The organism is Novosphingobium sp., from assembly GCF_036733805.1.
Classification (GTDB): domain Bacteria; phylum Pseudomonadota; class Alphaproteobacteria; order Sphingomonadales; family Sphingomonadaceae; genus Novosphingobium.
Map to the genome: position 1 here is coordinate 13126 of NZ_DAIMZT010000033.1, position 20660 is coordinate 33785.

Annotated in this window: 18 protein-coding genes; 13 read left to right on the forward strand and 5 right to left on the reverse strand. The window is 62.2% G+C overall.

Annotated elements, in window-relative coordinates:
• On the reverse strand, positions 1-725 hold a 725-nt coding region (locus tag V7D69_RS09500; RefSeq protein ID WP_333605656.1), incomplete at its 3' end, for an alpha/beta hydrolase.
• Between the two features lie 183 nt (positions 726-908).
• On the opposite strand from V7D69_RS09500, the gene trxB reads away from it, so the two are divergent.
• Entirely contained in the window at positions 909-1877 is a 969-nt protein-coding gene (gene trxB / locus V7D69_RS09505) for a thioredoxin-disulfide reductase (protein ID WP_324061062.1), read from the forward strand.
• A gap of 16 nt (positions 1878-1893) precedes the next feature.
• Here trxB and V7D69_RS09510 read toward each other — a convergent pair whose 3' ends face one another.
• From V7D69_RS09510 to V7D69_RS09525, 4 genes are read right to left on the reverse strand one after another with little or no spacing between them, the layout of a single operon-like run.
• The gene (locus V7D69_RS09510; protein WP_324061063.1) at positions 1894-2667 is read right to left on the reverse strand and encodes a hydrolase 1, exosortase A system-associated; all 774 of its coding nucleotides are present in this window, start codon (positions 2665-2667) and stop codon (positions 1894-1896) included.
• Positions 2664-3335, reverse strand: coding sequence for a hypothetical protein (locus V7D69_RS09515; RefSeq protein WP_333605657.1), 672 nt, complete (start codon positions 3333-3335; stop codon positions 2664-2666). The genes V7D69_RS09510 and V7D69_RS09515 overlap by 4 nt, the downstream gene beginning before the upstream one ends.
• Positions 3332-3595, reverse strand: coding sequence for an acyl carrier protein (locus tag V7D69_RS09520; RefSeq protein ID WP_324061065.1), 264 nt, complete (start codon positions 3593-3595; stop codon positions 3332-3334). The genes V7D69_RS09515 and V7D69_RS09520 overlap by 4 nt, the downstream gene beginning before the upstream one ends.
• 33 nt (positions 3596-3628) lie before the next feature.
• Positions 3629-4705 (reverse strand): GNAT family N-acetyltransferase, encoded by a 1077-nt coding sequence (locus tag V7D69_RS09525; RefSeq protein ID WP_333605658.1) that lies wholly within the window; start codon positions 4703-4705, stop codon positions 3629-3631.
• Here V7D69_RS09525 and V7D69_RS09530 point away from each other — a divergent pair.
• The 12 genes from V7D69_RS09530 to V7D69_RS09585 all read left to right on the forward strand — a co-directional run bounded on the left by V7D69_RS09530 (position 4664) and on the right by V7D69_RS09585 (position 20444).
• Positions 4664-6190: an acyl-CoA ligase (AMP-forming), exosortase A system-associated gene (locus V7D69_RS09530; protein WP_333605659.1), complete on the forward strand. Its 1527-nt coding sequence runs from the start codon at positions 4664-4666 to the stop codon at positions 6188-6190. The genes V7D69_RS09525 and V7D69_RS09530 overlap by 42 nt on opposite strands.
• On the forward strand, positions 6187-7413 hold the full coding sequence (locus V7D69_RS09535; protein ID WP_324061067.1) for a pyridoxal-dependent decarboxylase, exosortase A system-associated: 1227 nt from the start codon (positions 6187-6189) through the stop codon (positions 7411-7413). Before V7D69_RS09530 ends, V7D69_RS09535 begins: the two co-directional genes overlap by 4 nt.
• Before the next feature lie 213 nt (positions 7414-7626).
• Positions 7627-8271 carry an XrtA/PEP-CTERM system exopolysaccharide export protein gene (locus V7D69_RS09540; RefSeq protein WP_324061068.1) on the forward strand — a complete coding sequence of 215 codons (645 nt, stop codon included), beginning with the start codon at positions 7627-7629 and terminating at the stop codon, positions 8269-8271.
• 15 nt (positions 8272-8286) lie between these two features.
• On the forward strand, positions 8287-9807 hold the full coding sequence (locus V7D69_RS09545) for an XrtA system polysaccharide chain length determinant (protein ID WP_333605660.1): 1521 nt from the start codon (positions 8287-8289) through the stop codon (positions 9805-9807).
• Positions 9808-9818: 11 nt separating this feature from the next.
• Positions 9819-10820 (forward strand): capsular biosynthesis protein, encoded by a 1002-nt coding sequence (locus V7D69_RS09550; RefSeq protein ID WP_333605661.1) that lies wholly within the window; start codon positions 9819-9821, stop codon positions 10818-10820.
• Positions 10821-10825: 5 nt separating this feature from the next.
• The gene (locus V7D69_RS09555; protein WP_324061072.1) at positions 10826-12568 is read left to right on the forward strand and encodes a preprotein translocase subunit YajC; all 1743 of its coding nucleotides are present in this window, start codon (positions 10826-10828) and stop codon (positions 12566-12568) included.
• A gap of 20 nt (positions 12569-12588) precedes the next feature.
• Complete coding sequence (locus tag V7D69_RS09560) at positions 12589-13785, forward strand: XrtA/PEP-CTERM system-associated ATPase (RefSeq protein ID WP_333605662.1); 1197 nt, start codon at positions 12589-12591, stop codon at positions 13783-13785.
• Between the two features lie 27 nt (positions 13786-13812).
• On the forward strand, positions 13813-14685 hold the full coding sequence (locus V7D69_RS09565) for an XrtA system polysaccharide deacetylase (protein WP_324062568.1): 873 nt from the start codon (positions 13813-13815) through the stop codon (positions 14683-14685).
• The gene (locus tag V7D69_RS09570) at positions 14682-15758 is read left to right on the forward strand and encodes a FemAB family XrtA/PEP-CTERM system-associated protein (RefSeq protein ID WP_333605663.1); all 1077 of its coding nucleotides are present in this window, start codon (positions 14682-14684) and stop codon (positions 15756-15758) included. The genes V7D69_RS09565 and V7D69_RS09570 overlap by 4 nt, the downstream gene beginning before the upstream one ends.
• Complete coding sequence (locus tag V7D69_RS09575) at positions 15758-16987, forward strand: TIGR03087 family PEP-CTERM/XrtA system glycosyltransferase (protein WP_333605664.1); 1230 nt, start codon at positions 15758-15760, stop codon at positions 16985-16987. The genes V7D69_RS09570 and V7D69_RS09575 overlap by 1 nt, the downstream gene beginning before the upstream one ends.
• Entirely contained in the window at positions 16977-18539 is a 1563-nt protein-coding gene (xrtA, locus tag V7D69_RS09580) for an exosortase A (RefSeq protein WP_333605665.1), read from the forward strand. Before V7D69_RS09575 ends, xrtA begins: the two co-directional genes overlap by 11 nt.
• 9 nt (positions 18540-18548) lie before the next feature.
• Positions 18549-20444, forward strand: coding sequence for an XrtA/PEP-CTERM system amidotransferase (locus tag V7D69_RS09585; protein ID WP_324062560.1), 1896 nt, complete (start codon positions 18549-18551; stop codon positions 20442-20444).
• Positions 20445-20660: the final 216 nt, after the last annotated feature.

Consider the following 20660-nt stretch of genomic DNA (forward strand, 5'->3'; position numbering starts at 1 on the left):
CCCCAGAGCATCAGGATCGGACAGGTGATCGCCTGCCAAAGGTGGATGATGTCGTCCGTAGAAGTGTCCGAAGCTGACCAGATATTCAGGTAATTGTCGAACTTCCAGCTCCAGGTTCCATCCTCGTTGCGGCTGGCGCCGTGAATGGTGAGATGGCGCGCCTGCTCGTCAGTGAGAAAAGTGTTTTCCTCCTTCATCCGCTGATACGCATCGCGCCGGGTGGCATATTTGCGCGGCACGCGTCCGGATGCTTTGCGTTTGTCATCGATCCATTTACGCAGTCGCTCGCCGATGCTCTTTCCCTCCACCTCACGGCGGATTTGCGGAGGTGGCCCAAGTCCTTCGATATTGACCAGTTTTTCGACCTTTTCGGGGTAAAGGCCGGTAAAGCGCGTGGCGATATTGCCTCCCAGTGAATGGCCGATGATCGTCACTTTTTCATAACCGAGCGCGTGGACAAGCTGGGCGAAATCATAAACGAAAGCGTCCATCGCATAATTGCCTTCAGGCGACCATTCGCTGTCTCCATGCCCGCGAAGATCAGGGCAAATCACATGCCAATCGTGGCGCAACTCTTCGGCCACCCAATCCCAATTCCGGCAGTGATCTCGACCCCCGTGTTGCAGAATCAGCGGCGGCGCGTCGGGATTGCCCCAATCGACATAATTAAGGCGCAGACGCTGTGAAATGAAGCGGTTAGAGGTGGGGCCTAGTTGTGTTTGCATGGACGCAGGTTGAAGCGGGTAGGACGCGAGGTCAATCTCCCGGTCCGTCGGCTCGATGAAAACGGACCCGCATCAGGCGCATTTGCGGGGATGAAACAATTCCTTCTATGGCCTCACGCTTGGCAAACCGGGGGAGCAGCCTCTATCTCGCACACTCGGAAATTTTATGCCGGAGGTTTTTACGTGGCGACGACGCACAAGACCCGCATGCTCATTATCGGTTCCGGTCCCGCCGGGCTCTCCGCCGCGATTTATGGCGCGAGAGCTGGGATGGAGCCGATCGTCGTGCAGGGTCTGCAGCCCGGCGGCCAATTGACCATCACTACGGACGTGGAGAATTACCCGGGCTTTCGCGAAGTCATCCAAGGGCCGTGGCTGATGCAGGAGATGCAGGCTCAGGCAGAGCATGTCGGCACGCGAATGATGTGGGACACCATTACTGCAGTCGATCTGGCCGGGCCGAAGTTCGTGGCAACGGGTGACGGAGGCGACGTCTATGAGGGCGATACGCTGGTGATCGCCACGGGCGCTCAGGCGCGCTGGCTAGGCGTGCCGGGCGAGCAGGAGCTTTCCGGCAAAGGCGTTTCGGCTTGCGCCACGTGCGACGGGTTCTTCTATCGGGGCAAGAAAGTAGTCGTGATCGGGGGCGGCAATACCGCAGTGGAAGAGGCGCTTTACCTGACCAACCATTCGGACGACGTGACGCTGATTCACCGCCGGGATTCCCTGCGGTCAGAAAAGATCCTGCAGGATCGCCTCTTCGCAAATCCCAAGATTTCCGTACTGTGGAACAAGCGGGTCGATCGTTTTGTCGCCGGTCCTGACGGCCAGCTTCATGCATTGGCGCTGGTGGACACGGAAACCGGCGCGGAAAGCGAGATCGAGACGGACGGCGCCTTTGTCGCCATCGGTCACGCGCCGGCGACGGAGCTGTTCAAAGGCAAGCTGGCGATGGATGACGCGGGTTACCTGCTGGTCCAGCCCGGCACTCCCAAGACGGATATTTCCGGCGTTTTCGCTTGCGGAGATGTGATGGATCACGTCTATCGCCAGGCGATCACGGCCGCCGGCACCGGCTGCATGGCCGCCCTGGATGCCGAACGGTATTTGGCGGAAAAGGAATTCGCCGAGAAAGCGAAGGTCGAGGCATAACCGCCGCTGCGGGAGCTTATCCTCGCAGCAAGTCCAGCGTCTGCGCCACCAGCCAGTCCTGCGCTTCAGGCTCGACATAACTGTGCGTCGCGTCCGGGCAGAGGCGGACACGCGGGTCGGCCTTGTCCCAAGTCGCCAGGAATGCAAGGCCGGTGCGGTCGCGTCCAGCGATGAGAAAGCGCAACGGGCCTTTGAAAGGACTCAGCCGTTGCGTCAGCTCTGCGGCGAGATCGCTGCGTGCCTTGGCCGGGTGAAGTGCGGCGAGCAGACTGCGCAAAAGTTTCCTCAAGGAAACTTGGCCGGTCAGCAGACGCCGGATAGCGGCCGGATCGGACAGGCGGCGGCGGTAATGATCGCGTACCACCGCAGGAGGGACGTCCTCTTCGCTATCCTCGATGGTCCAAGGATTGGACAGCACCAGTCCATCGAGGCTGTCGCCGCCGAACAAACCTAGCGCGGTAGCGGCGTCGCAATTGCCGAAGCCGGTGATGCGCGTGATCTGCGGGCATTGCTCGCGAAATGCCGCAAGCGCTGCCGCGATATCCGGAGCGCTGGAGCGAAAGCCGCCATTCGTGCCGCCGCTATCGCCCACGCCGCGCCGGTCAAAACGCAGGACCGGAAAGCCCGCTGCGGCGATCCGCGAGGCAAACTGCGCCTGCCCATTCCAGGCACCGGCGCGAACCTCATTGCCGCCTGTCACGAGCAGCAACCCCGTCTTGCCCGGCGCTTCATCCAGCGTTGCAGCGAGTTGTTCGCCTTCGCACGGGAAGGTGAAGTGGCGGCGCGTCATGCGGCGATGCCATTCGCCATCAAGGCGGCGAGGGCGTCTGCCTGCGCACTATCCTCGTCAGGCTCGGCGCGAAGCCACAGGCCGGCGCCTCCGATGCAGTCTTGCGCAACCACGGTTGCTGCGGCGTCCGGGGCCATAAGTTCGAACTGACGATAAAATGCTGCGTCCAGCCGATAGCCGGCAAGCTCGATTCCTTGGGCGAGAGCCGCTTTTGCCAGCGCATCGCGATTTTCTTCCCGTCCGGCTTCGCGGGCCGAAAGCAGACGCGCGCGCAGCATTCGGCGCATGATCGCCGCAGCCTTCACCGGCGCGTAATGCCATGTTGGCAAACCGGCAGGCGTGAACAGGCAACCGCCGCGAATGCCCAGCACATGCGTCGCGCCGAAATGACGAGCGGCGGATGTCATGGCGCTCAGCCAGCTGGCCGCCTCTTGTCGTTCAAGCGGCTGCAAGCTTTCGTTGCAGCCGGGCAGATCGGGCAGAAAGCTGTCGATCCCGCGTGCATCCAGCCTGCGCATGACCTCCACCGTCAGGCGGCGCAAGCGATTGCCTTCGTCGAACAGGGCCGGGACGATCAGCAGCCGGTGATTGCGTGCCGCATCGAAAGTGAGGGCATATTCCTGGACGAGGCCGCCGACATTTGGGCAAGGCCAGTTCGTCGGCGTCATGCTTTGGCGCGCTTGCCCTCGGCGAAGGTGAGCAGACCGCCGTAAGTCTCCAGCATTTCGCCTTCGATCTCGTCATCATCGATAACGATGTCCAGCCTGTCTTCCATTTCGGTGAGCAGTCCGGCTACGGCCATCGAATCGAGTTCAGGCAAGTGCCCGAAAAGACCGGTGCCGGCCTCGAAGCTTTCGGCTTGACCCGGCTTGAGCCCCAATACATCCGTGAGGATGCGGCGCAGCAGCAGATCGGTGTCGTTGGACATAGCCCCTCGGTTCAAGCGATTTTGGACGGGCCTCTAGCGGCGCTTCGCGTTTGCGGCAAGGCGTCGCAGCCCGATCTTGGCAAGGACGGGCCAATTGCGCCGGTCGAAAGGGCGGAACATGTCCAGGCGGAAACGCGGGCGGGTTTCCTCCATCCAGTCGCGCTTGTAAGGATCGTCGCCGGTGCCGAAGTCGACCAGGGCAACCCCGTCGACGTCGATCACATGGCGCATGAGCGCTGCCGTCAGCACTGATCCCGGCGAGAGCGGCTTGGCTGCATTCCGGTAAGCCAATTTATGAATGAAGGCGGTGCCGTCTTCCACGGTCCACATCTGCGCTGCCAGGGCCTTTCCATCCGCGTATGCGACGCCCAGGCGCAGTCGGCCGGCGGTGCCTTCCTCCTGCGCGAAGGCGCGCAGGAAAGCCGGTGAACCTTCCTCTGGCTTCCAGCTTTCGGCGTAGATATCCTCGTAAGCGGCCCAGGCCGTTTCATCGAAACGTGCCAGGACTTGCGTCTCCAGCTTGCCGGATTTGCGCTTAAGCGTAGTTCGCAGCTTGCCGGCGCGCGCGACGATATAGTTCTCATAACTCCGGCCGGTGAGACGGAGAATATGATTGGTGTCGCAGACAGAGCCCAATACCAGCCAACCGGCGGCGTTGAAGGCGGACTTGAGCAAGCTTGCACTGCCGTCTTCTTCGGGAACGCCGGAAAGCGTTATACGATGCGCACGGCGGGCGAGGTTGCGGGCGAGCGCGGTCAAGAGCGCCGGATCGCCCGAAAGGATGGGGCGAAAACGGAAAGTATACCAATTGGACAGGCCCGTCAGGTGTCCGGCTTGATCTGTCAGCGGAAGGATGGCCGCCTGTTCGTGCTCACGCGCTACCGCCAGCAGTGGCGAAAGGCCGCAGTCCCGCGCCAGTCCACGCCACCAGGAGAGCCGGTCGAACGGGGCGCGCTGGCAAGAGTCGGACAGGAGTGCCGCCAGCACCTCATCCGATTGCACTTCCTTAAGATCGGAGTGATATTCGATCTTTACCACGTTGCTTTCGAAACCTTCCAGTGGAGCCACATGCCCGGCAGCCCCGATAATCCGATCCTGACGCTCGACCATCTCGCCCTTCGCGGGGCGGACGAGGCGGACGCGCTGGTGCTGCGCGAGGGCATATTTAACTACAGGGAATTAAGATCGCGTGTCTCCCGCCTTGCCGCCTGGCTTCGGCACGAATTGCCGGAGAGGCGCGCGCGGGTGGCTAGTTGGGCGGCTAAGGGCGAACTGACCTGCCTACTGCCACTTGCTGCAGCGCGCGCAGGGTTGGTTCATGTGCCGATCAATCCGATGCTCAAGCATGCGCAGGCGGCGCATATTCTAGCTGATAGCGGGGCCACGATGCTGATTGGCACGCCGGCGCGCCTGGCGACGCTGGATGAAGGGGACGTGCCGGCAACGTGTCGGCTTGTGGAAGAACCGGCGGCACTTGCGGCGGCAGCGAAGCTCGGCGCCGATCTGCCGCCGTCGCAGGCCGATCCCAACGATCTTGCGGCGATCCTCTATACCAGCGGTTCGACCGGGCGACCCAAAGGGGTGATGCTCAGTCATGAGAATATGTGGCTGGGCGCGGAAAGCGTGGCCGATTACCTTAGTCTCGCCCGCGACGACCGTACATTGGCGGTGCTGCCCCTTTCGTTTGATTATGGGCAGAATCAGCTGCTTTCGACCTGGTATGCAGGCGGCTGCGTTGTTCCGCTCGATTTCCTGCTGCCGGGCGACGTGATGAAGGCAGTGGACCGCCACGCCATCACGACGCTTGCTGCCGTCCCGCCGCTCTGGGTGCAGGTCTGCGAACTCGATTGGGCGCCTGAGGCTGCCGCGAAGCTGCGTCGGTTGACCAATAGCGGCGGCGCCTTGACGGTCGACCTCGTCCGCCGCCTGCGGGCGCTGTTTCCGCAGGCCAACCTCTTCGCGATGTATGGGCTGACGGAGGCGTTCCGCTCGACTTACCTTGATCCCGCGCTGATCGATACACACCCAACTTCGATGGGCAAGGCGATCCCCCATGCCGAAGTCCTGGTCATCAATGACCGGGGCGAGGTTGCCGCCGATGGAGAGGAAGGCGAACTGGTCCATTGCGGACCGCTGGTGGCGCAGGGCTATTGGCAGGACCCGCAGCGCACGGCGGAACGCTACAAACCGGCGCCCGGGGCTTCCGTCCATGGCGGCACCGCCGTGTGGTCGGGCGACCGAGTGCGACGCGATGCGGACGGGCTGCTTTATTTCGTTGGGCGACGCGACGCGATGATTAAGAGCGCTGGCAACCGGATCAGCCCGCAAGAGATCGAGGATGCCGCGCTTGCTACCGGGCTGGTGGCGGAAGCCGTGGCTTTGGGCGTATCGGACGAGCGGCTCGGGCAAGCGATACATCTCGTCGTGCGGGCTGTTCCAGGAATTTCAGGAGCGGCGGAAGCATTACCGCGCAGACTTATGCAGGAACTTCCGAATTTCATGCAGCCTAAAGTCATTCACTGGCGGGAGGCGATGCCGATCAGCCCTAATGGCAAGATCGACCGCACCCGCCTTCAAGCGGAACTTGCCGCATGAAACCGCTGGGCCCCATTCCCGTCGGTTATGATGCGATCGATGGCGTGCTTGCGATCGGTGGCAGGCCGGTGACGCATTGGGTGGAACAAGCGGGAGACACGCCGCTGTTCCTTTACAGCGCCGATCATGTGCGCCGCCGCGTGGCCGAGCTGCGCGCTGCGATGCCGGAGCAGCTAGCGCTGCATTATGCCGTGAAAGCCAATCCGTTTCCCTCACTGCTTTCGCTCATGACGGATATGGTCGACGGATTCGATATCGCTTCGGGCGGAGAATTAGAGATCGTGCGCGGGGCCGATGTGCCGCTTGATCGCGTGAGCTTCGCAGGACCGGGCAAGCGTGACCGCGAACTTGAGGCGGCCATCCGTGCCGGAATCACCCTCAATCTGGAATCCGAGGGCGAGGCTGCACGCGCCTTGGATATCGCCGAACGTGTCGGCGTGACGCCCCGCCTGGCCATTCGCGTCAACCCCGATTTCGACCTCAAAGGCTCGGGCATGAAGATGGGAGGGGGGGCGAAGCCCTTCGGTGTCGATGCCGAACGGGTGCCCACCATGGTCCGCCAACTGGCGAAAAGCGGTGCCGAATGGCGAGGCTTTCACATTTTTGCCGGCAGCCAGGCCCTGGATGCGGAAGCAATCGCCGACACGCAGGGCCAGGCTCTGTCGCTGGCGGCGCGGCTCACCGAAGATAGCGGGGTGCCCCTGCCGCGCTGTAACCTCGGCGGCGGATTTGGCATTCCTTACTTTCCCGGCGACATTCCCGTCGATCTGGCGCTGGTCGGGCAGCGGCTGGCCGATCGTTTCGCGCACCTGCCGGACAGTCTGCGCGACACGGCGTTCTGTATTGAGCTTGGTCGCTACTTGGTCGGCGAGGCGGGGGTCTACATTGCACGGATCGTCGATCGTAAAGTGAGCCACGGTGAGGTTTTTCTCGTCACTGATGGTGGTCTGCATCATCAACTCGCGGCGTCCGGCAACTTCGGAACAGTGGTGCGGCGTAACTATCCTTCCGCGATTGCCACTCGGTACGATGCGCCTGCGGAAGAAGAAGCTTCAATCGTCGGCTGCTTGTGCACGCCTTTGGACAAGTTAGCCGAAAAGGGTGGTTTTCCGCGCGCAGACGTGGGGGATCTGGTCGCCGTGTTCTGTGCCGGGGCTTACGGCGCCAGCGCCAGCCCGGCTATGTTCCTGGGGCAAGGGCCAGCGGTAGAGATGCTGGTATGAAGAGAGCTGCCATTCTCGTTCCCAAGCAAGTACGGCATGGTGAGATTCGATAAGTATTAGGAACCTGCCTGTCCCGAATTGGTACCGGGCTGTAAATTGATAGTCACGGCTAACGCAATGTTCACCCTTTTTTCGCATTAGGACACTGATTTACCGGCCCCCCGCTTTTGCGCCGATGGACGCACGGGGTTCCGGTGCAGAAGGAAAGTGTCCATGCGGTTTCAGCGTTTCGTCCGACTTCTGGCCGGTTCCGCGCTTGCCAGTGTCGCCCTGACGGGGTGCATGGGATCGGCGTCCGGACCGGAACTGCCGCCCGCCTCGTTTGTGGCGATGCAGGAAGGGCCGGGCGAGGAATATGTCATCGGCCCGCTCGATACGCTGACCATCTTCGTATGGCGCAACCCCGAACTCGGCGCAAAAGTCCAGGTGCGACCAGACGGACGCATTACTACGCCGCTGATTACGGACATGCCGGCCGTGGGCAAGACGCCGGCGATGCTGGCCGAAGACATTCGCCTGCAGCTTTCACAATATATCGAAGACCCGCTGGTCTCGGTCATCGTGGATAATTTCTCCGGCACATTCAGCCAGCAGATTCGCGTCGTCGGCGCCACTGAAAAGCCGGCCTCGATCCCTTACCGCGCCAATATGACCGTATTGGATGCGATGATCGCCGTGGGCGGGTTGTCCGAATATGCCGCCGGCAACAAAGCGCGCCTCGTCCGCTTCGACAAGGCCACCGGCAAACAGAAGGAATATAACCTGCGCCTGGCTGACCTGCTCAAGAAGGGCGACAGCAAGGCCAACGTGATGCTGAGCCCCGGCGACGTCATCATCATCCCCGAAAGCATGTTTTAAGGACTGACGCGGGCGATGAACAATCTCTACGAAGAGCTGCTTTCGGCGATCCACAGCGTTTGGACCCGACGCTGGATCGCCCTTGGCCTGGCCTGGGCTGTCTGCCTTGTCGGCTGGCTGGTGGTGGCGTTGATCCCTAACAGCTACGAATCGCGGGCACGAATCTTCCTTCAGCTTGACGACGCGCTGGCCGAGCAGGTCGGCATCGGCGTGGCGGACAAGAAACGCGATATCGAGCGCATTCGTCAAACCCTGACGAGCGCGGTGAACCTTGAAAAGGTGGTCCGCGCCACGCGCCTTGGCGATACGATCGAATCGCCCAAGCAGATGGAAGCGGCGGTGCTCAAGCTGGCTAACGAGGTGAAGATCGTCAGCGAGCAGGATAACCTGTTCGAGATTACCGCAACCGCCAGCAACGCCTCGTTCTCCGATGCCGAGAATGCGAAATTGGCGCAGCAGGTGGCGCAAAAACTGATCGACATATTTCGCGAAGAGAACCTGTCGGGCAATCGCGGAGACATGGTTGAAACGCTGGAGTTCGTGAACCAGCAACTCGCCCAGCGCGAAAAGCAGCTTGAAGAGGCAGAGCAGAAACGCACTGCGTTTGAGGCTCAGCATCCGGAAATGGCTCAAGGCGGCGCCACCATCGCGCAGAGGTTGGAAACCTCGCGCACGGGGCTGCGCGACGTGGAGGCCGATCTGGCGGCCGCGCAAAGCGCGCTGGCAGCGATTGACGGCCAACTCACAGGAACGCCGCGCACGATCGCCGGCGGTGAAGGTGGCGGAGCGCAGGGGGCGCTCGCCAGGGCCCAGGCCGATTTCTCAGCGATGAAGGCGCGAGGTCTGACGGATAATCATCCTGACGTGATCGCGGCGCGTAACCAGATCGCCGCGCTGAAGGCGCCGGCGGCACGGGAAGCGGCAAGCGGCGGCGGCACGATCAATCCGGCTTACAGCTCTCTCCAGTCCATCCGGGCCGAAAGGCAAGCCAATGTTCAGGCGCTGCTCTCACGCAAGGCGGCCCTGCAGTCCGATATCGCGGCGCTGACCGCCTCTGCCATCCAGGACCCCGAACTGGCTTCAGAGGCTCAACGCATTAATCGCGATTATGATGTCCTGCGTGAACAATACGACAAGCTTTTGCAGGATCGGGAAGAACTGAAGCTGCGCGGCGAGGTGAAAACGGAGCGCGAAGCGGTGAAGTTCGAAGTGGTCGATCCGCCTACTACGCCGCGTTCTCCGGTAGCGCCGAACCGTCCGCTGTTGCTTTTCGGCGTGCTGTTGGTCGGCATTTGCGGCGGTTGCGTGGGGGCCCTGGCGTTAAGCCGCATGCGTTCTGTGTTTGCGACGACGGCGGCCCTCGAACGCGCTACCGGCCTGCCGGTATTGGGCGCGATCTCGCAGAATCTCACTGATGGTGCCCGGATTCTCGCCCGCAAGCGCCTCAAATATTTCTGCGGGGCCAGCGCGGCCCTGGGCGGGCTTTTCATCATCTTGCTGGCCGTCGAATTTATCCAGCGCGGCATGGTAGCGTGAGGGAGCCGGACATGACTGAACATAGCAAGATATCCCGGCTCGCGCGCGCTGATCGTCCTTCGCGACAGGGTCAATCGCTGATTGAAAGAGCGACGGCGCGTTTTGACCTCAATAGCCTGATCGCTAGACCACGTTTCCTTCCGTCCGAGGTGTCGCGGAACATGCCAGCCGCGCCTGAGGTGCGGGGTCTGGCCGGGCCGGAGCAGGCTTCCGCTCCGGCGAACGATCCGCAAGTGGCGCAACCCGCAAAGTCGGCCCCCACGCGCGTGGAATTTCACGGAAAGGCTCATCCTGTCGATCGCGATCGGCTGCGCGAACAGGGGCTGATCGTGCCTGAAGGTGCTGTCACCGCGCTGCTTGAGGAGTTTCGCATCGTCAAGCGCCAGATCCTGGTTCAAGCGGCGGATCTGCGCCGCCAGAATGCGGGAGCAATGGCGCAGCGCGTGCTCATCAGTTCCCCTCATCCGGGTGAGGGTAAGACTTACTGCGCGCTGAATCTCGCGCTGGCCATGGCGGCGGAGACCGAGAGCGAGGTCCTGTTGGTCGATGCCGATTTCGCCAAGCCTTCGCTTCTCTCAACGCTAGGGTTGCCCGGAGGCCCCGGCCTGATGGATGCGTTGATGGACGAAACGCGTGATGTGAGGGACTGCGTTCTAGGCACGGACATCCCCGGTCTTTGGGTGCTTCCGGCCGGCGGTACCACCAACCACGATAGCGAATATCTCGCCAGTTCACGCACGGCGCGGGTGCTGGAACGCCTGACCGAAGGCGCGCCGCGTCGCATGGTGATTTTTGATTCTCCGCCGGCGCTGGCGGCCTCACCAGCTGCCGAACTGGCGAAATACGTTGGCCAGGCGATCGTGATCGTACGGGCCGATCGGACGGGCCAAGGATCGCTTGAAGACGCAATCTCGCTGCTGAGTGCATGCCCCAACGTCCAACTGTTGCTCAACGGAGCGCAGTTCAGCCCCAGCGGACGCCGCTTCGGCACTTACTACGGTTACAAGGGGTAAGGCGGATGCGGCAAGCCTCCCTCGGTCCGATCGCATGCCTGGTCGCGTTTTCGGCTCTGGCCTTAATGACGATGCCGGCGGGGGTCTTTGCGCAGACCATCGGTTACGAAGGCGTTGGCGGTGGCGACCAAGGCGAATCCCAGAACGCCCCTTACCGGTCTGAAAAGGCCGGCAAGAACGGCAAGGCAAGCAAGCGCGGCGGCAAGGGCGGCAGACGCATCGAGGTCAGTCCCTATATAGAGATCGATCAGGTCCTCGATGCCAGGCTTTCGCCAGGAAGCGACGTGCTTACTTATACGCAGGTCGCCGTCGGCGTGGACGCTGGCGTCTCCGGTCGTAATAATGCGGTCTCGGCTTCTGTCCGCTATGAGCGACAGTTCGGTTGGGGCAGGAAGGCGCGTGACGGCGACGCTATCAGTGGAATCGCGCACGGTTATACCACCATTGCGCCGGGTCTTACTGTCGAAGCGGGCGGCCTCGCCACGCAGGCGACGGTTGACAACGGCGGCTCGGCGCTCGGCACGGGCGGCGTTTCAGACAAGAGCAAGACCACGATATACTCCGTCTACGGCGGGCCTTCGCTTGCTACACGCGCAGGCGATCTCAATCTTAATGCCAACTACCGGGCCGGTTTCACCAAGGTCGATCACTCGGATGCCTTCGTTGCGGCGCCGGGCGGCGTGGCGGTGGACGTGTTCGACAAGAGCGTGACTCAGGTTGCCGACATCGAAGCTGGCCTAGCACCGGGAACCGTTCTGCCGGTAGGACTCGGCGCGGCGGGCAGTTTCTATCAGGAGGACATCTCCAATCTCGACCAGCGCGTGCGTGACATGCAGGCCCGCGCGCTGGTGACCGTGCCGGTCAGCCGCACGGTGCAGGCGGTGGGCGCGATCGGTTACGAAGACGTCGAGATTTCCAGCCGTGACGCGGTGCGCGATGCCGGTGGCAATCCGGTGATCGGCTCCGACGGCCGCTTTGTGACGGACAAGAGCGCCCCGCGCGTGCTCGCTTACGACGTCAGCGGGTTGATCTGGGACGTCGCGGTGATGTGGCGTCCCAGCCGGCGCACCTCGCTTTCCGCGCATGTGGGGCGGCGTTACGGCACGACCAGTTACGGCGGTACACTCTCTTACGCGCCCGATGACCGCAGCCGGCTCAGCGTTGCGGTTTACGACAACATCGCCGGCTTCGGCGGCCAGCTCAATCGCCTGATCGATGATCTGCCCGATGATTTCCAGGCAGTGCGAAACCCGGTGAGCGGGCAATTGACCGGTTGCGTCGCCTCGCTTGAAGGCAATGGATGTCTGTCCGGAGCGCTCGGCTCGCTTCGTTCCTCGACCTTCCGGGCGCGCGGTGTGGTGGCCAGCTACAATGTCAGGATCGGCCGGCTTAATGCCGGGCTAGGGCTAGGTTACGACCGCCGTAAATTCATCGCCGCCCGCGGCACGATCCTTGCCGCCGCTAATGGCGTGATTGACGAGAACTATTGGCTTGCCGGTTATCTCGGCGGCAAGCTCGGCCGCAATGCGGGATGGTCGACCAATGTTTATGCCAATTGGTTGTCGACAAACGATCCGCTGTTCGGGGATGTGACGGGTTATGGCATTTCAGCCAGCTATTACCGACTGCTCACGCGGCGTCTTCGCGCCGGCTTGGCAGTGGCGGTGGACGGCGCCACGCGGGACGACCCGGCGGTTGACGATATCTGGACCGCATCGGCCCTTGCAGGGCTGCGTTATAACTTCTGAAGTCCCAAGGAGAATCAGCGATGTTCGACGACTTCTACGGGCTACAGGCAAGGCCCTTCCAGCTTACGCCGGACCCGGCGTTCTATTTTGAGAGCCTGACGCATCGCAAGGCACTGTCATATCTCGGATATGGTCTGGCGCAGGGCGAAGGCTTCGTAGTCATCACCGGCGAGGTTGGCGCGGGCAAGTCTACGCTGGTCGCTTATCTGATGGCCACGATCGATCCCGCGCAAATGACGGTTGCCAACGTAGTGACGAGCGCCCTGGACGGGGATGAGATCGTCCATGTCGTTGCGCAGGCATTCGGATTACAGGTTGCCGGGCACGACAAGGCTTCCGCGCTCGGCGCAATTGAAGCGTTCCTGCACGAGGAAGCGCGCGCCGGGCGGCGCTGCCTCCTTGTCGTGGATGAGGCGCAGAATCTCTCAGTGAGCGCGCTGGAAGAGCTGCGGATGCTCTCGAACTTTCAACTCGGCTCGCAACCGCTGCTGCAAACCTTGCTGCTAGGTCAGCCCGAGTTCCGTGAAACTCTGCTGCAGAGTGAGCAACTGGAGCAGTTGCGCCAGCGCGTGATCGCTACGCACCATCTCGCGGCCATGCAGCCGGATGAAGTGCAGGCATACATCGAGCACCGGCTGACATGCGCCGGTTGGAAAGGTCGTCCCGGTTTCGACCCTGCCGTTTTTGCGGAAATCTACAAGATCAGCGGCGGCATTCCTCGGCGCATCAATCAGATCGTCAATCGTTTGCTTCTGCTGGGCGCGGTGGATCAACGCACTCGCATTGACGGTGCGATGGTGGGCCAGGTGCTTGATGAGTTGGAGGATGATGGGGCTGCGTCTCTGGTCAGCCCTCCGCACGACATTGGCAATGAGCCGGTGGTTTTGGCGGACGTTGCACAACCGGTCGAGGGTCGCCGTCTGGATGCTGATGAAATCGCCCTGATCGAAGCCGCTTTGGCTGATCGTGACGCGCAGATCGGAGAATTGCAACATGCGGTCGTGGAACTCGCTGCTGCCGCTGAGGCGCGCGAAGCTGCGGTAAAGGACGGCGGTGCGGAGCATCTCGCGGTTCTGCAGGCCCGGCTGGAGGAAGTCAGCGACCATGCCGCCAAGCTTGAGGCGCGTCTGAGCGAGCACGAACGCATGCTGCGCCATGCGCTGACAATGATGATCGAGTGGATCGAAAGTGGAGATGGGCAGCGCGAGGCGGCCTGAACGGGTCCTGCGGGGAGTTTATTTCCGATGGTAGCCAGCGAGCCGATCAACGGGCTTTCGGTCGATGTCGAAGACTGGTTCCAGGTCGGCGCCTTCGAGAAGGTGATCGATCGGGAAAGCTGGGGCGTCTTGGACGATCGCGTTGCGCGCAATTGCGATGAAGTTTTGGGCCTTTTCGCCGAGGCAGGCGTGAAGGGCACCTTCTTCATATTGGGTTGGGTTGCCGAACGTCACCCCGAATTGATGCGGCGGATCGTTGCCGATGGGCACGAGATCGCCAGCCACGGGTGGGACCATCAACGTGTGTTCCGCCTGGGTGCAGAGGGCTTTGCCCGCGACATCGAACGTGCGCGCAAGACTATTGAAGATGCTTCCGGCGCGGCGGTCACCGGTTATCGCGCGCCCAGCTTTTCGATCGACGGCCGCACCCCCTGGGCATTCGAGGTTCTGGCCGAGCAAGGGTATTCGTATAGCTCCAGCGTCGCGCCGGTCGCTCACGACCATTATGGCTGGCGTGACGCGCCGCGATTTGCGTTTCGTCCACTCTCCGGCTGTGATCTCGTTGAGATTCCGGTGACGACGGCCAGATTTGCGCATCGGCGGCTTGCTGCGGGCGGTGGTGGTTTCTTCCGGGTGTTGCCTTACGGTTTTTCGCGTTGGGCGATCCGGCAGGTGAACTTGCGGGATCAGCGTCCGGCTGTGTTTTACTTTCACCCCTGGGAAATCGATCCCAACCAGCCGCGCGTGACCGCGGCGCCGATGCGATCACGCCTGCGCCATTACACCAGGCTTGATGCGATGGCCGGCAAGCTGCGCCGGCTCCTCAGAGAGTTTCGCTGGGGACGCATGGACCAACTGGCGGTGCGCGAGGCAACTCGCGTCATGGAGCGCGCCGCGTGAACGCGCCGTTTCCCCTCACCTGGAGCAGTGTGCGGTTAGCCGATCTGGACGATCCGCACGAAGTCGCGCGAATAGAAGCTTTTGTCGCGAACCACCCGGAGGGCACGCCGTTCCACCGCCCGGCATGGTTTGTTTCGGTTGCCCGCGCGACGGGGAACGCGGCCCATGCGCTGATTCAAGTGCGGCATGGGGAGGTCGTCGGCTTGCTGCCCTTCGACGCCATTCACTCGCCGGTATTTGGACGAGTGCTGGCGTCCGCGGGCTTTGCCGTGGGTGGTGGCCTGCTGGCCCGCGAGGATGCCTCTCTGGATGCTATGTTCCTGGCTGCCCAGGAACTGGCGAAGCGCTTGTCCTGTCCCTCCATCGAGTTGCGTGGCGGGCTGCTGCCCGATGCAAAGGGTGGCTGGTCCCTCAAGACCAATTCGCATTGCAATTTCGCGCGGCCCCTTGCCGCGGACGACGAGGGGCAGCTTCTCGATATCCCCCGCAAGCAGCGGGCCGAGGTGCGCAAAGCGCTGGCTAATGACTTCGCGGTGGAAGTGGGGACCTCTGAGCGTGACCGGGCTGCGCATTACGAGGTCTTTTGCGAAAGCTACCGCAACCTTGGCACTCCGGTCTTTCCGCGCGCCCTACTTGATAGCGTGATCGATGCTTTCGGCGACGATGCGGACATTCTTACCGTGCGCCATGCGGGCAAGGCAGTGGCTAGCGTCATCAGCCTCTATCATGGGGGCGCCGTCATGCCTTACTGGGGCGGCGGTACCTGGGATGCACGGCGGCTGCGTGCCAATGACCGCATGTATTACGAGCTGATGCTCCATGCACGGCGCCGTGGTTGCGCCTTATTCGATTTCGGTCGTTCCAAGACCAATAGCGGCGCATATAATTTCAAGCGGAACTGGGGTTTCGAACCGGAACCGATGACTTACGCTGCCTGGACTGAGCCTGCAGCGAAAAAACGAGAGGCTGATCCGACAAGCTCGAAACTCTCTTTGCAGATCGCCATTTGGCGGCGTTTGCCCTTGTCTGTTGCCAATCGGCTCGGACCGTTGATCGCGCGCGGGCTCGGCTGATGGGCGACATTCTGTTCCTCTCCCATCGTATCCCGTTTCCGCCCGATCGCGGTGACAAAATCCGTTCGCATCATGTGTTGAAGGCGCTGGCGGGGCTGGCGCCGGTGCACGTGGCGACGTTCACCGATGACGTGCAGGATTATCGTTCTGAGCCTGAACTGGCGGCCATTGCCGCCAGCTATCGTCTGGTGCGGCGGCGCAAGCCGCTCGTCTTGGCGGGCATTGAGGCTTTGGCGACAGGACAGCCGCTGAGCCTTGCTGCCTTTCATGACCACCGGCTGAAACGCTACATTGCAGACGTCGTAACGCATCATGACATTTCGGTCATCTACGTTTTTTCCGGTCAGATGGCTCAGTATGTGCCCGCAGCATTTCACGGACGCGTGGTCGCCGATCTGGTCGATGTCGATTCCGCGAAGTTTGAAGCTTATGCCGAAAAGCGAGAGGGAGTGCGTCGTTGGATCGAGAGGCGCGAAAGCCGGCTATTAAAAGCGGAAGAAGCGCGCATTGCTCGGACCAGCGACTTGACCCTGCTGGTAAGCGAGGCGGAAGCCGCTCTTCTGCGATCACGCTTGGACCCAGGCGTTCCGACAAATCCGATTTGCGGCATGGGCAATGGGATGGACAGTGCGCACTTTGCCCCGGCGCACGTCGCGCCGGAGCCGCGTATGCTCGAAAAAGGTTCACCGCGCCTGATCTTTACCGGTCAGATGGACTACTTGCCCAATGTCCAGGCGGCGCTGCGCGCTATTGAGCGGATCATGCCGCGCGTGCGGAAATCATTCCCCGATGCTAGTTTGCATGTCGTTGGCCGCAATGCGCCGCCGGCACTGAAGGCTTACAGTGGGCGCAACGGCATCGAAGTATGGGGCAGGGTGGACGATATTCGCCCCTGGCTTGCTGGCGCCGACATCGCGCTTGTTCCCCTGGCGATAGCGCGCGGGGTCCAAAACAAAGTGCTGGAGGCTATGGCCATGCGCCTGCCGGTCGTTCTCTCTCCGGAAGCGGCGACCGGAATCGAGGCGCGGGATGGCTGGCATTTTCTGACGGCGCCGTCCGACGAAGCCTTGGCGGATGCCGTGATTGCGCTGGCCGGTGATCCACCGCGCGCTAAAGTGATGGCTACAGCCGCGCGCTCCTGGATCGTTGCCAATGCGAGTTGGGAGATGGCGCTTGCGCAGTTGCCGACTTACCTTGGCTTTAACAGCGGCTTGAGCGATGCCGCCTGACGTGACGGCCACGGTGCCCGGGTCACAAGTCGGCAGGCATCGCCTGTCGCCGTCATGGCAAAGGGCACTCATCCGCCTTGGCATGGCGTGGGCGCTGCTGTTCGTCGCCTTCGTTTCCGACTGGGGGGCGATGACACGGCAGTGGTGGAACATCTCCACATACAACCACATCGTGCTGATCCCGTTGATTCTGGTGTGGTTGGTATGGCAGCGCTGGCCGGAGCTGCAGAAACTGGAGCCGAATGTCTGGTGGCTGGGCCTGGTGCCTTTCGCAGGCGCTGCTTTCCTCTGGCTTCTGGGGGCGATGTCCGGGCTTGATCTGGCCCGGCAGGCCGGCGCGGTGGCGATGTTGGGCGCCGCAGTGCCACTGGTGTTGGGCGTACGAGTCGCCGCCGGGCTGCTGTTCCCGCTCGCGTACCTCGTCTTCCTGGTGCCGGTCGGCGAAGAGCTGGTGAACCTCTTGCAAACGGTTACGGCGCGGATCACCATTGCATTGACGCATCTGAGCGGCATTCCCGCTGTGATCGACGGCGTGTTCATCAATACGCCGGCCGGTCTGTTCGAGGTGGCCGAAGCCTGTTCAGGCGTGAAGTTCCTGATAGCCATGATCGCTTTCGGCATCCTTGCAGCCCATGTCTGTTTTCTGAGCTGGCGCCGCCGTGTAATGATGGTTGCGGCTTGTCTGGCGGTGCCGATCCTTGCCAACGGCATTCGCGCCTGGGGCACCATTTACGCAGCTCAGATCTTTGGCGTGCAAGTGGCGGCCGGGTTCGATCATATCGTCTACGGATGGATATTCTTTGCAGTCGTGCTGGCGCTGGTGATCGCGGGCGCCTGGCGCTTCTTTGACCGGCCGCCCGACGCCGAGCCGATCGATGCGGACGCGATTGGCAAGTCGGCATTGCTCGGTCGGCTTGAGGCTATGGCGATTTCGCCGGCGAAGGCACTTGCAGGGCTTGCGATTGTGCTTGTCGCCGTTCGATTGTGGGCCGTTGCCGCGGATACGCTCGAAGCGCCGATGCCACTGCGCATCGACCTGCCGCAAGTGCGCGGTTGGACTCGCATCGATTACGCGCCTCGCATCTGGTGGACGCCACGCGCAGACGGTGCAGAGCACCGCCTCCTCGGCAGTTATCGAGACAATGCCGGCCGAGTGGTCGATGTCTTCTTTGCCCTCTATTCGCGCCAGGGTGAGGGGCATGAAGCCGGCGGTTTTGGAGAGGGCGCTCTCATGCCAGAAAGCCCCTGGGCATGGCAGTCGCCAGGACCGAGATTCGCAGCCGGCAAGAGCGAGCGCCTGCTCGGTAACGGCACGGTCGAGCGGGTGGCGGTGACCTGGTATCGCAACGGCAGCCTGCTTTCGGGCAGCAACGAGCGGCTGAAGCTGGCGGTCATCGGCGATCAGCTCCGGTTTCGTCCCCACTCGACGATCATGCTGATTCTGTCGGCTGAAGATGCGCGACCTGGATCAGCGGAGCAGGGGATCAGGCATTTCCTTACGTCCATAAGACCGCTCGATATGTGGATGGACCGCGTGGCTCACGTCCGGTAGGCACTTCGCATGTGCGGCATCGCCGGTATATTCCACCTCGAAACACCCAAGCCGGTTGACCCGGCGAGAGTGAAGGCGATGTGCGATGCGATCGCGCATCGGGGGCCTGATGGACAAGGTGTCTGGACTGCTCCAGGCGTCGGCCTGGGGCATCGCCGCCTCTCCATCATCGATCTGGCCGGCTCGCCGCAGCCCATGGTCTCTCTCGATGGCCGCGCGGTTCTGGTATTCAATGGCGAGATCTACAATTACCGCGAGCTTCGCCAGGAGTTGAAGAATGCCGGGGCGAAGTTCCGCACTGACGGTGACAGCGAAGTCATCCTCGCCGCCTGGCAGCGCTGGGGAACGGATTGCGTCACGCATCTGCACGGCATGTTCGCCTTCGCGATTTATGATCTGGATGCGCGCACGCTGTTTCTCGCCCGCGATCGACTGGGAGTGAAGCCCCTGTTTCTCGCCACGTTGAGCGACGGAAGCGTGGCCTTCGGTTCGGAACTCAAGGCGTTGCTGGCGCATCCCTTGCTGCGTCGGGATATCGATCCACTGGCGGTGGAGGACTATCTCACCTGGGGTTACGTGCCCGATGGCCGCTCAATTCTGAAGGGGGTGGCCAAACTGCCGGCCGGCCATTCGCTGCTGCTGCGCCATGGCGCGCCGCTGCCGCCTCCCAGTCAGTGGTGGGACGTGTCTTTTGCCGAACGCCGCAAAGGCAAGGCAGAAGATCTTGAGGCAGAACTGCTTCACCTCCTGCGTCAGGCGGTTTCGTCGCGCATGACGGCCGATGTGCCGCTGGGCGCGTTCCTGTCCGGCGGAGTCGACAGCTCCAGCGTTGTCGCACTCATGGCCGAGGCCAGCACGCGGCCCGTGAGAACCTGTTCCATCGGTTTCGATGTCGCCGCACTGGATGAAAGCGCCTATGCCGAGCAGGTCGCCCGGCAATGCCGGACGGATCACGTTTCACGACTGGTCTCGCCCGACGATTTCGAAGCGATTGACCGGCTTGCCGAGATGTTTGACGAACCCTTCGCCGATGCATCCGCCTTGCCGACCTGGCGCGTGTGCCAACTCGCGCGGGAGACCGTCACCGTCGCGCTTTCGGGCGACGGGGCGGACGAAGCGCTGGCTGGGTATCGCCGGCACCTGTTCCAATTTGGCGAGGACCGCATTCGCTCCTTCCTGCCGCAGGGGCTGCGCAAGCCGCTGTTCGGCGGGTTGGGCGCAATCTATCCCAAGGCGGACTGGGCGCCCCGGCCAATGCGTGCGAAGACGACGCTGCTTTCGTTGGCTGGGGACAGCACGGAAGGATATGCGCGCGCCTTATCCTACGCCCCCGCCGAACTGCGCGAGGGTCTTTATTCCGACGCTTTCAGACGCTTGCGCGGAGATTATCGGGCCGAGCAACCACTGCTGCATCTGATGCGCTCCGCACCGGCGCGATCCGGGTTGGACAGGGCCCAGTATGCGGATCTGAAGTTTTGGCTGCCGGGAGACATCCTGACCAAAATCGACCGCGCCAGCATGGCAGTGAGCCTGGAGGCCCGCGAACCGTTGCTCGATCATCGCCTGATCGAATTTGCCGCCAGTCTGCCGGAAGGGATGCGGGTGCGCCGCGGGCAGGGCAAATGGTTGATGAAGCGCGCGATGCGTCGTTTCCTGCCCGAGGACATTCTCTACCGGCCAAAGCAGGGCTTCGTCACGCCGATTGCCCAATGGTTCCGGGGTCCGCTCTCTGAAACTGCGCGGAAGATCCCGGTCAGCACGGCCTTGGCGCAGACGGGTTGGTTCGATAATCGCCGGCTGGCCGGGCTTGTAGAGGCGCATTTATCCGGGGTTTCCGACAACTCGCGAATGCTGTGGCAATTGCTCATGTTGGAGAAAGCATTAACCCGATTCAACGCAGACTGACGCAGAAATCGGCGACCGGCCCCAATGTCCCGTAATTCCGCTGCCAGGAACGTTAACTAAACCGATTTTTAGGACATTTGCCCTAACCCGGTGGTCCAAGCGCCGCTACGGAACCTGCATGAACGAATATGGCCGCCATCGCGATAAACAGAAACGGGCTTTCCCCGTCGCGATGACGCACACCCCGGTCGAGGCCGCAAACAGACCAAAGACGCG

What these genes read in the sequence shown, in the direction of transcription:
- V7D69_RS09545 (WP_333605660.1), top strand. Translation starts at nt 8,287, where the DNA reads ATGAACAATCTCTACGAAGAGCTGCTTTCGGCGATCCACAGCGTTTGG.
- V7D69_RS09550 (WP_333605661.1), top strand. Translation starts at nt 9,819, where the DNA reads ATGACTGAACATAGCAAGATATCCCGGCTCGCGCGCGCTGATCGTCCT.
- V7D69_RS09575 (WP_333605664.1), top strand. Translation starts at nt 15,758, where the DNA reads ATGGGCGACATTCTGTTCCTCTCCCATCGTATCCCGTTTCCGCCCGAT.
- V7D69_RS09530 (WP_333605659.1), top strand. Translation starts at nt 4,664, where the DNA reads ATGCCCGGCAGCCCCGATAATCCGATCCTGACGCTCGACCATCTCGCC.
- xrtA (WP_333605665.1), top strand. Translation starts at nt 16,977, where the DNA reads ATGCCGCCTGACGTGACGGCCACGGTGCCCGGGTCACAAGTCGGCAGG.
- V7D69_RS09540 (WP_324061068.1), top strand. Translation starts at nt 7,627, where the DNA reads ATGCGGTTTCAGCGTTTCGTCCGACTTCTGGCCGGTTCCGCGCTTGCC.
- V7D69_RS09515 (WP_333605657.1), bottom strand. Translation starts at nt 3,335, where the DNA reads ATGACGCCGACGAACTGGCCTTGCCCAAATGTCGGCGGCCTCGTCCAG.
- V7D69_RS09555 (WP_324061072.1), top strand. Translation starts at nt 10,826, where the DNA reads ATGCGGCAAGCCTCCCTCGGTCCGATCGCATGCCTGGTCGCGTTTTCG.
- V7D69_RS09525 (WP_333605658.1), bottom strand. Translation starts at nt 4,705, where the DNA reads ATGGTCGAGCGTCAGGATCGGATTATCGGGGCTGCCGGGCATGTGGCT.
- V7D69_RS09520 (WP_324061065.1), bottom strand. Translation starts at nt 3,595, where the DNA reads ATGTCCAACGACACCGATCTGCTGCTGCGCCGCATCCTCACGGATGTA.
- V7D69_RS09535 (WP_324061067.1), top strand. Translation starts at nt 6,187, where the DNA reads ATGAAACCGCTGGGCCCCATTCCCGTCGGTTATGATGCGATCGATGGC.
- V7D69_RS09565 (WP_324062568.1), top strand. Translation starts at nt 13,813, where the DNA reads ATGGTAGCCAGCGAGCCGATCAACGGGCTTTCGGTCGATGTCGAAGAC.
- V7D69_RS09585 (WP_324062560.1), top strand. Translation starts at nt 18,549, where the DNA reads ATGTGCGGCATCGCCGGTATATTCCACCTCGAAACACCCAAGCCGGTT.
- V7D69_RS09510 (WP_324061063.1), bottom strand. Translation starts at nt 2,667, where the DNA reads ATGACGCGCCGCCACTTCACCTTCCCGTGCGAAGGCGAACAACTCGCT.
- V7D69_RS09560 (WP_333605662.1), top strand. Translation starts at nt 12,589, where the DNA reads ATGTTCGACGACTTCTACGGGCTACAGGCAAGGCCCTTCCAGCTTACG.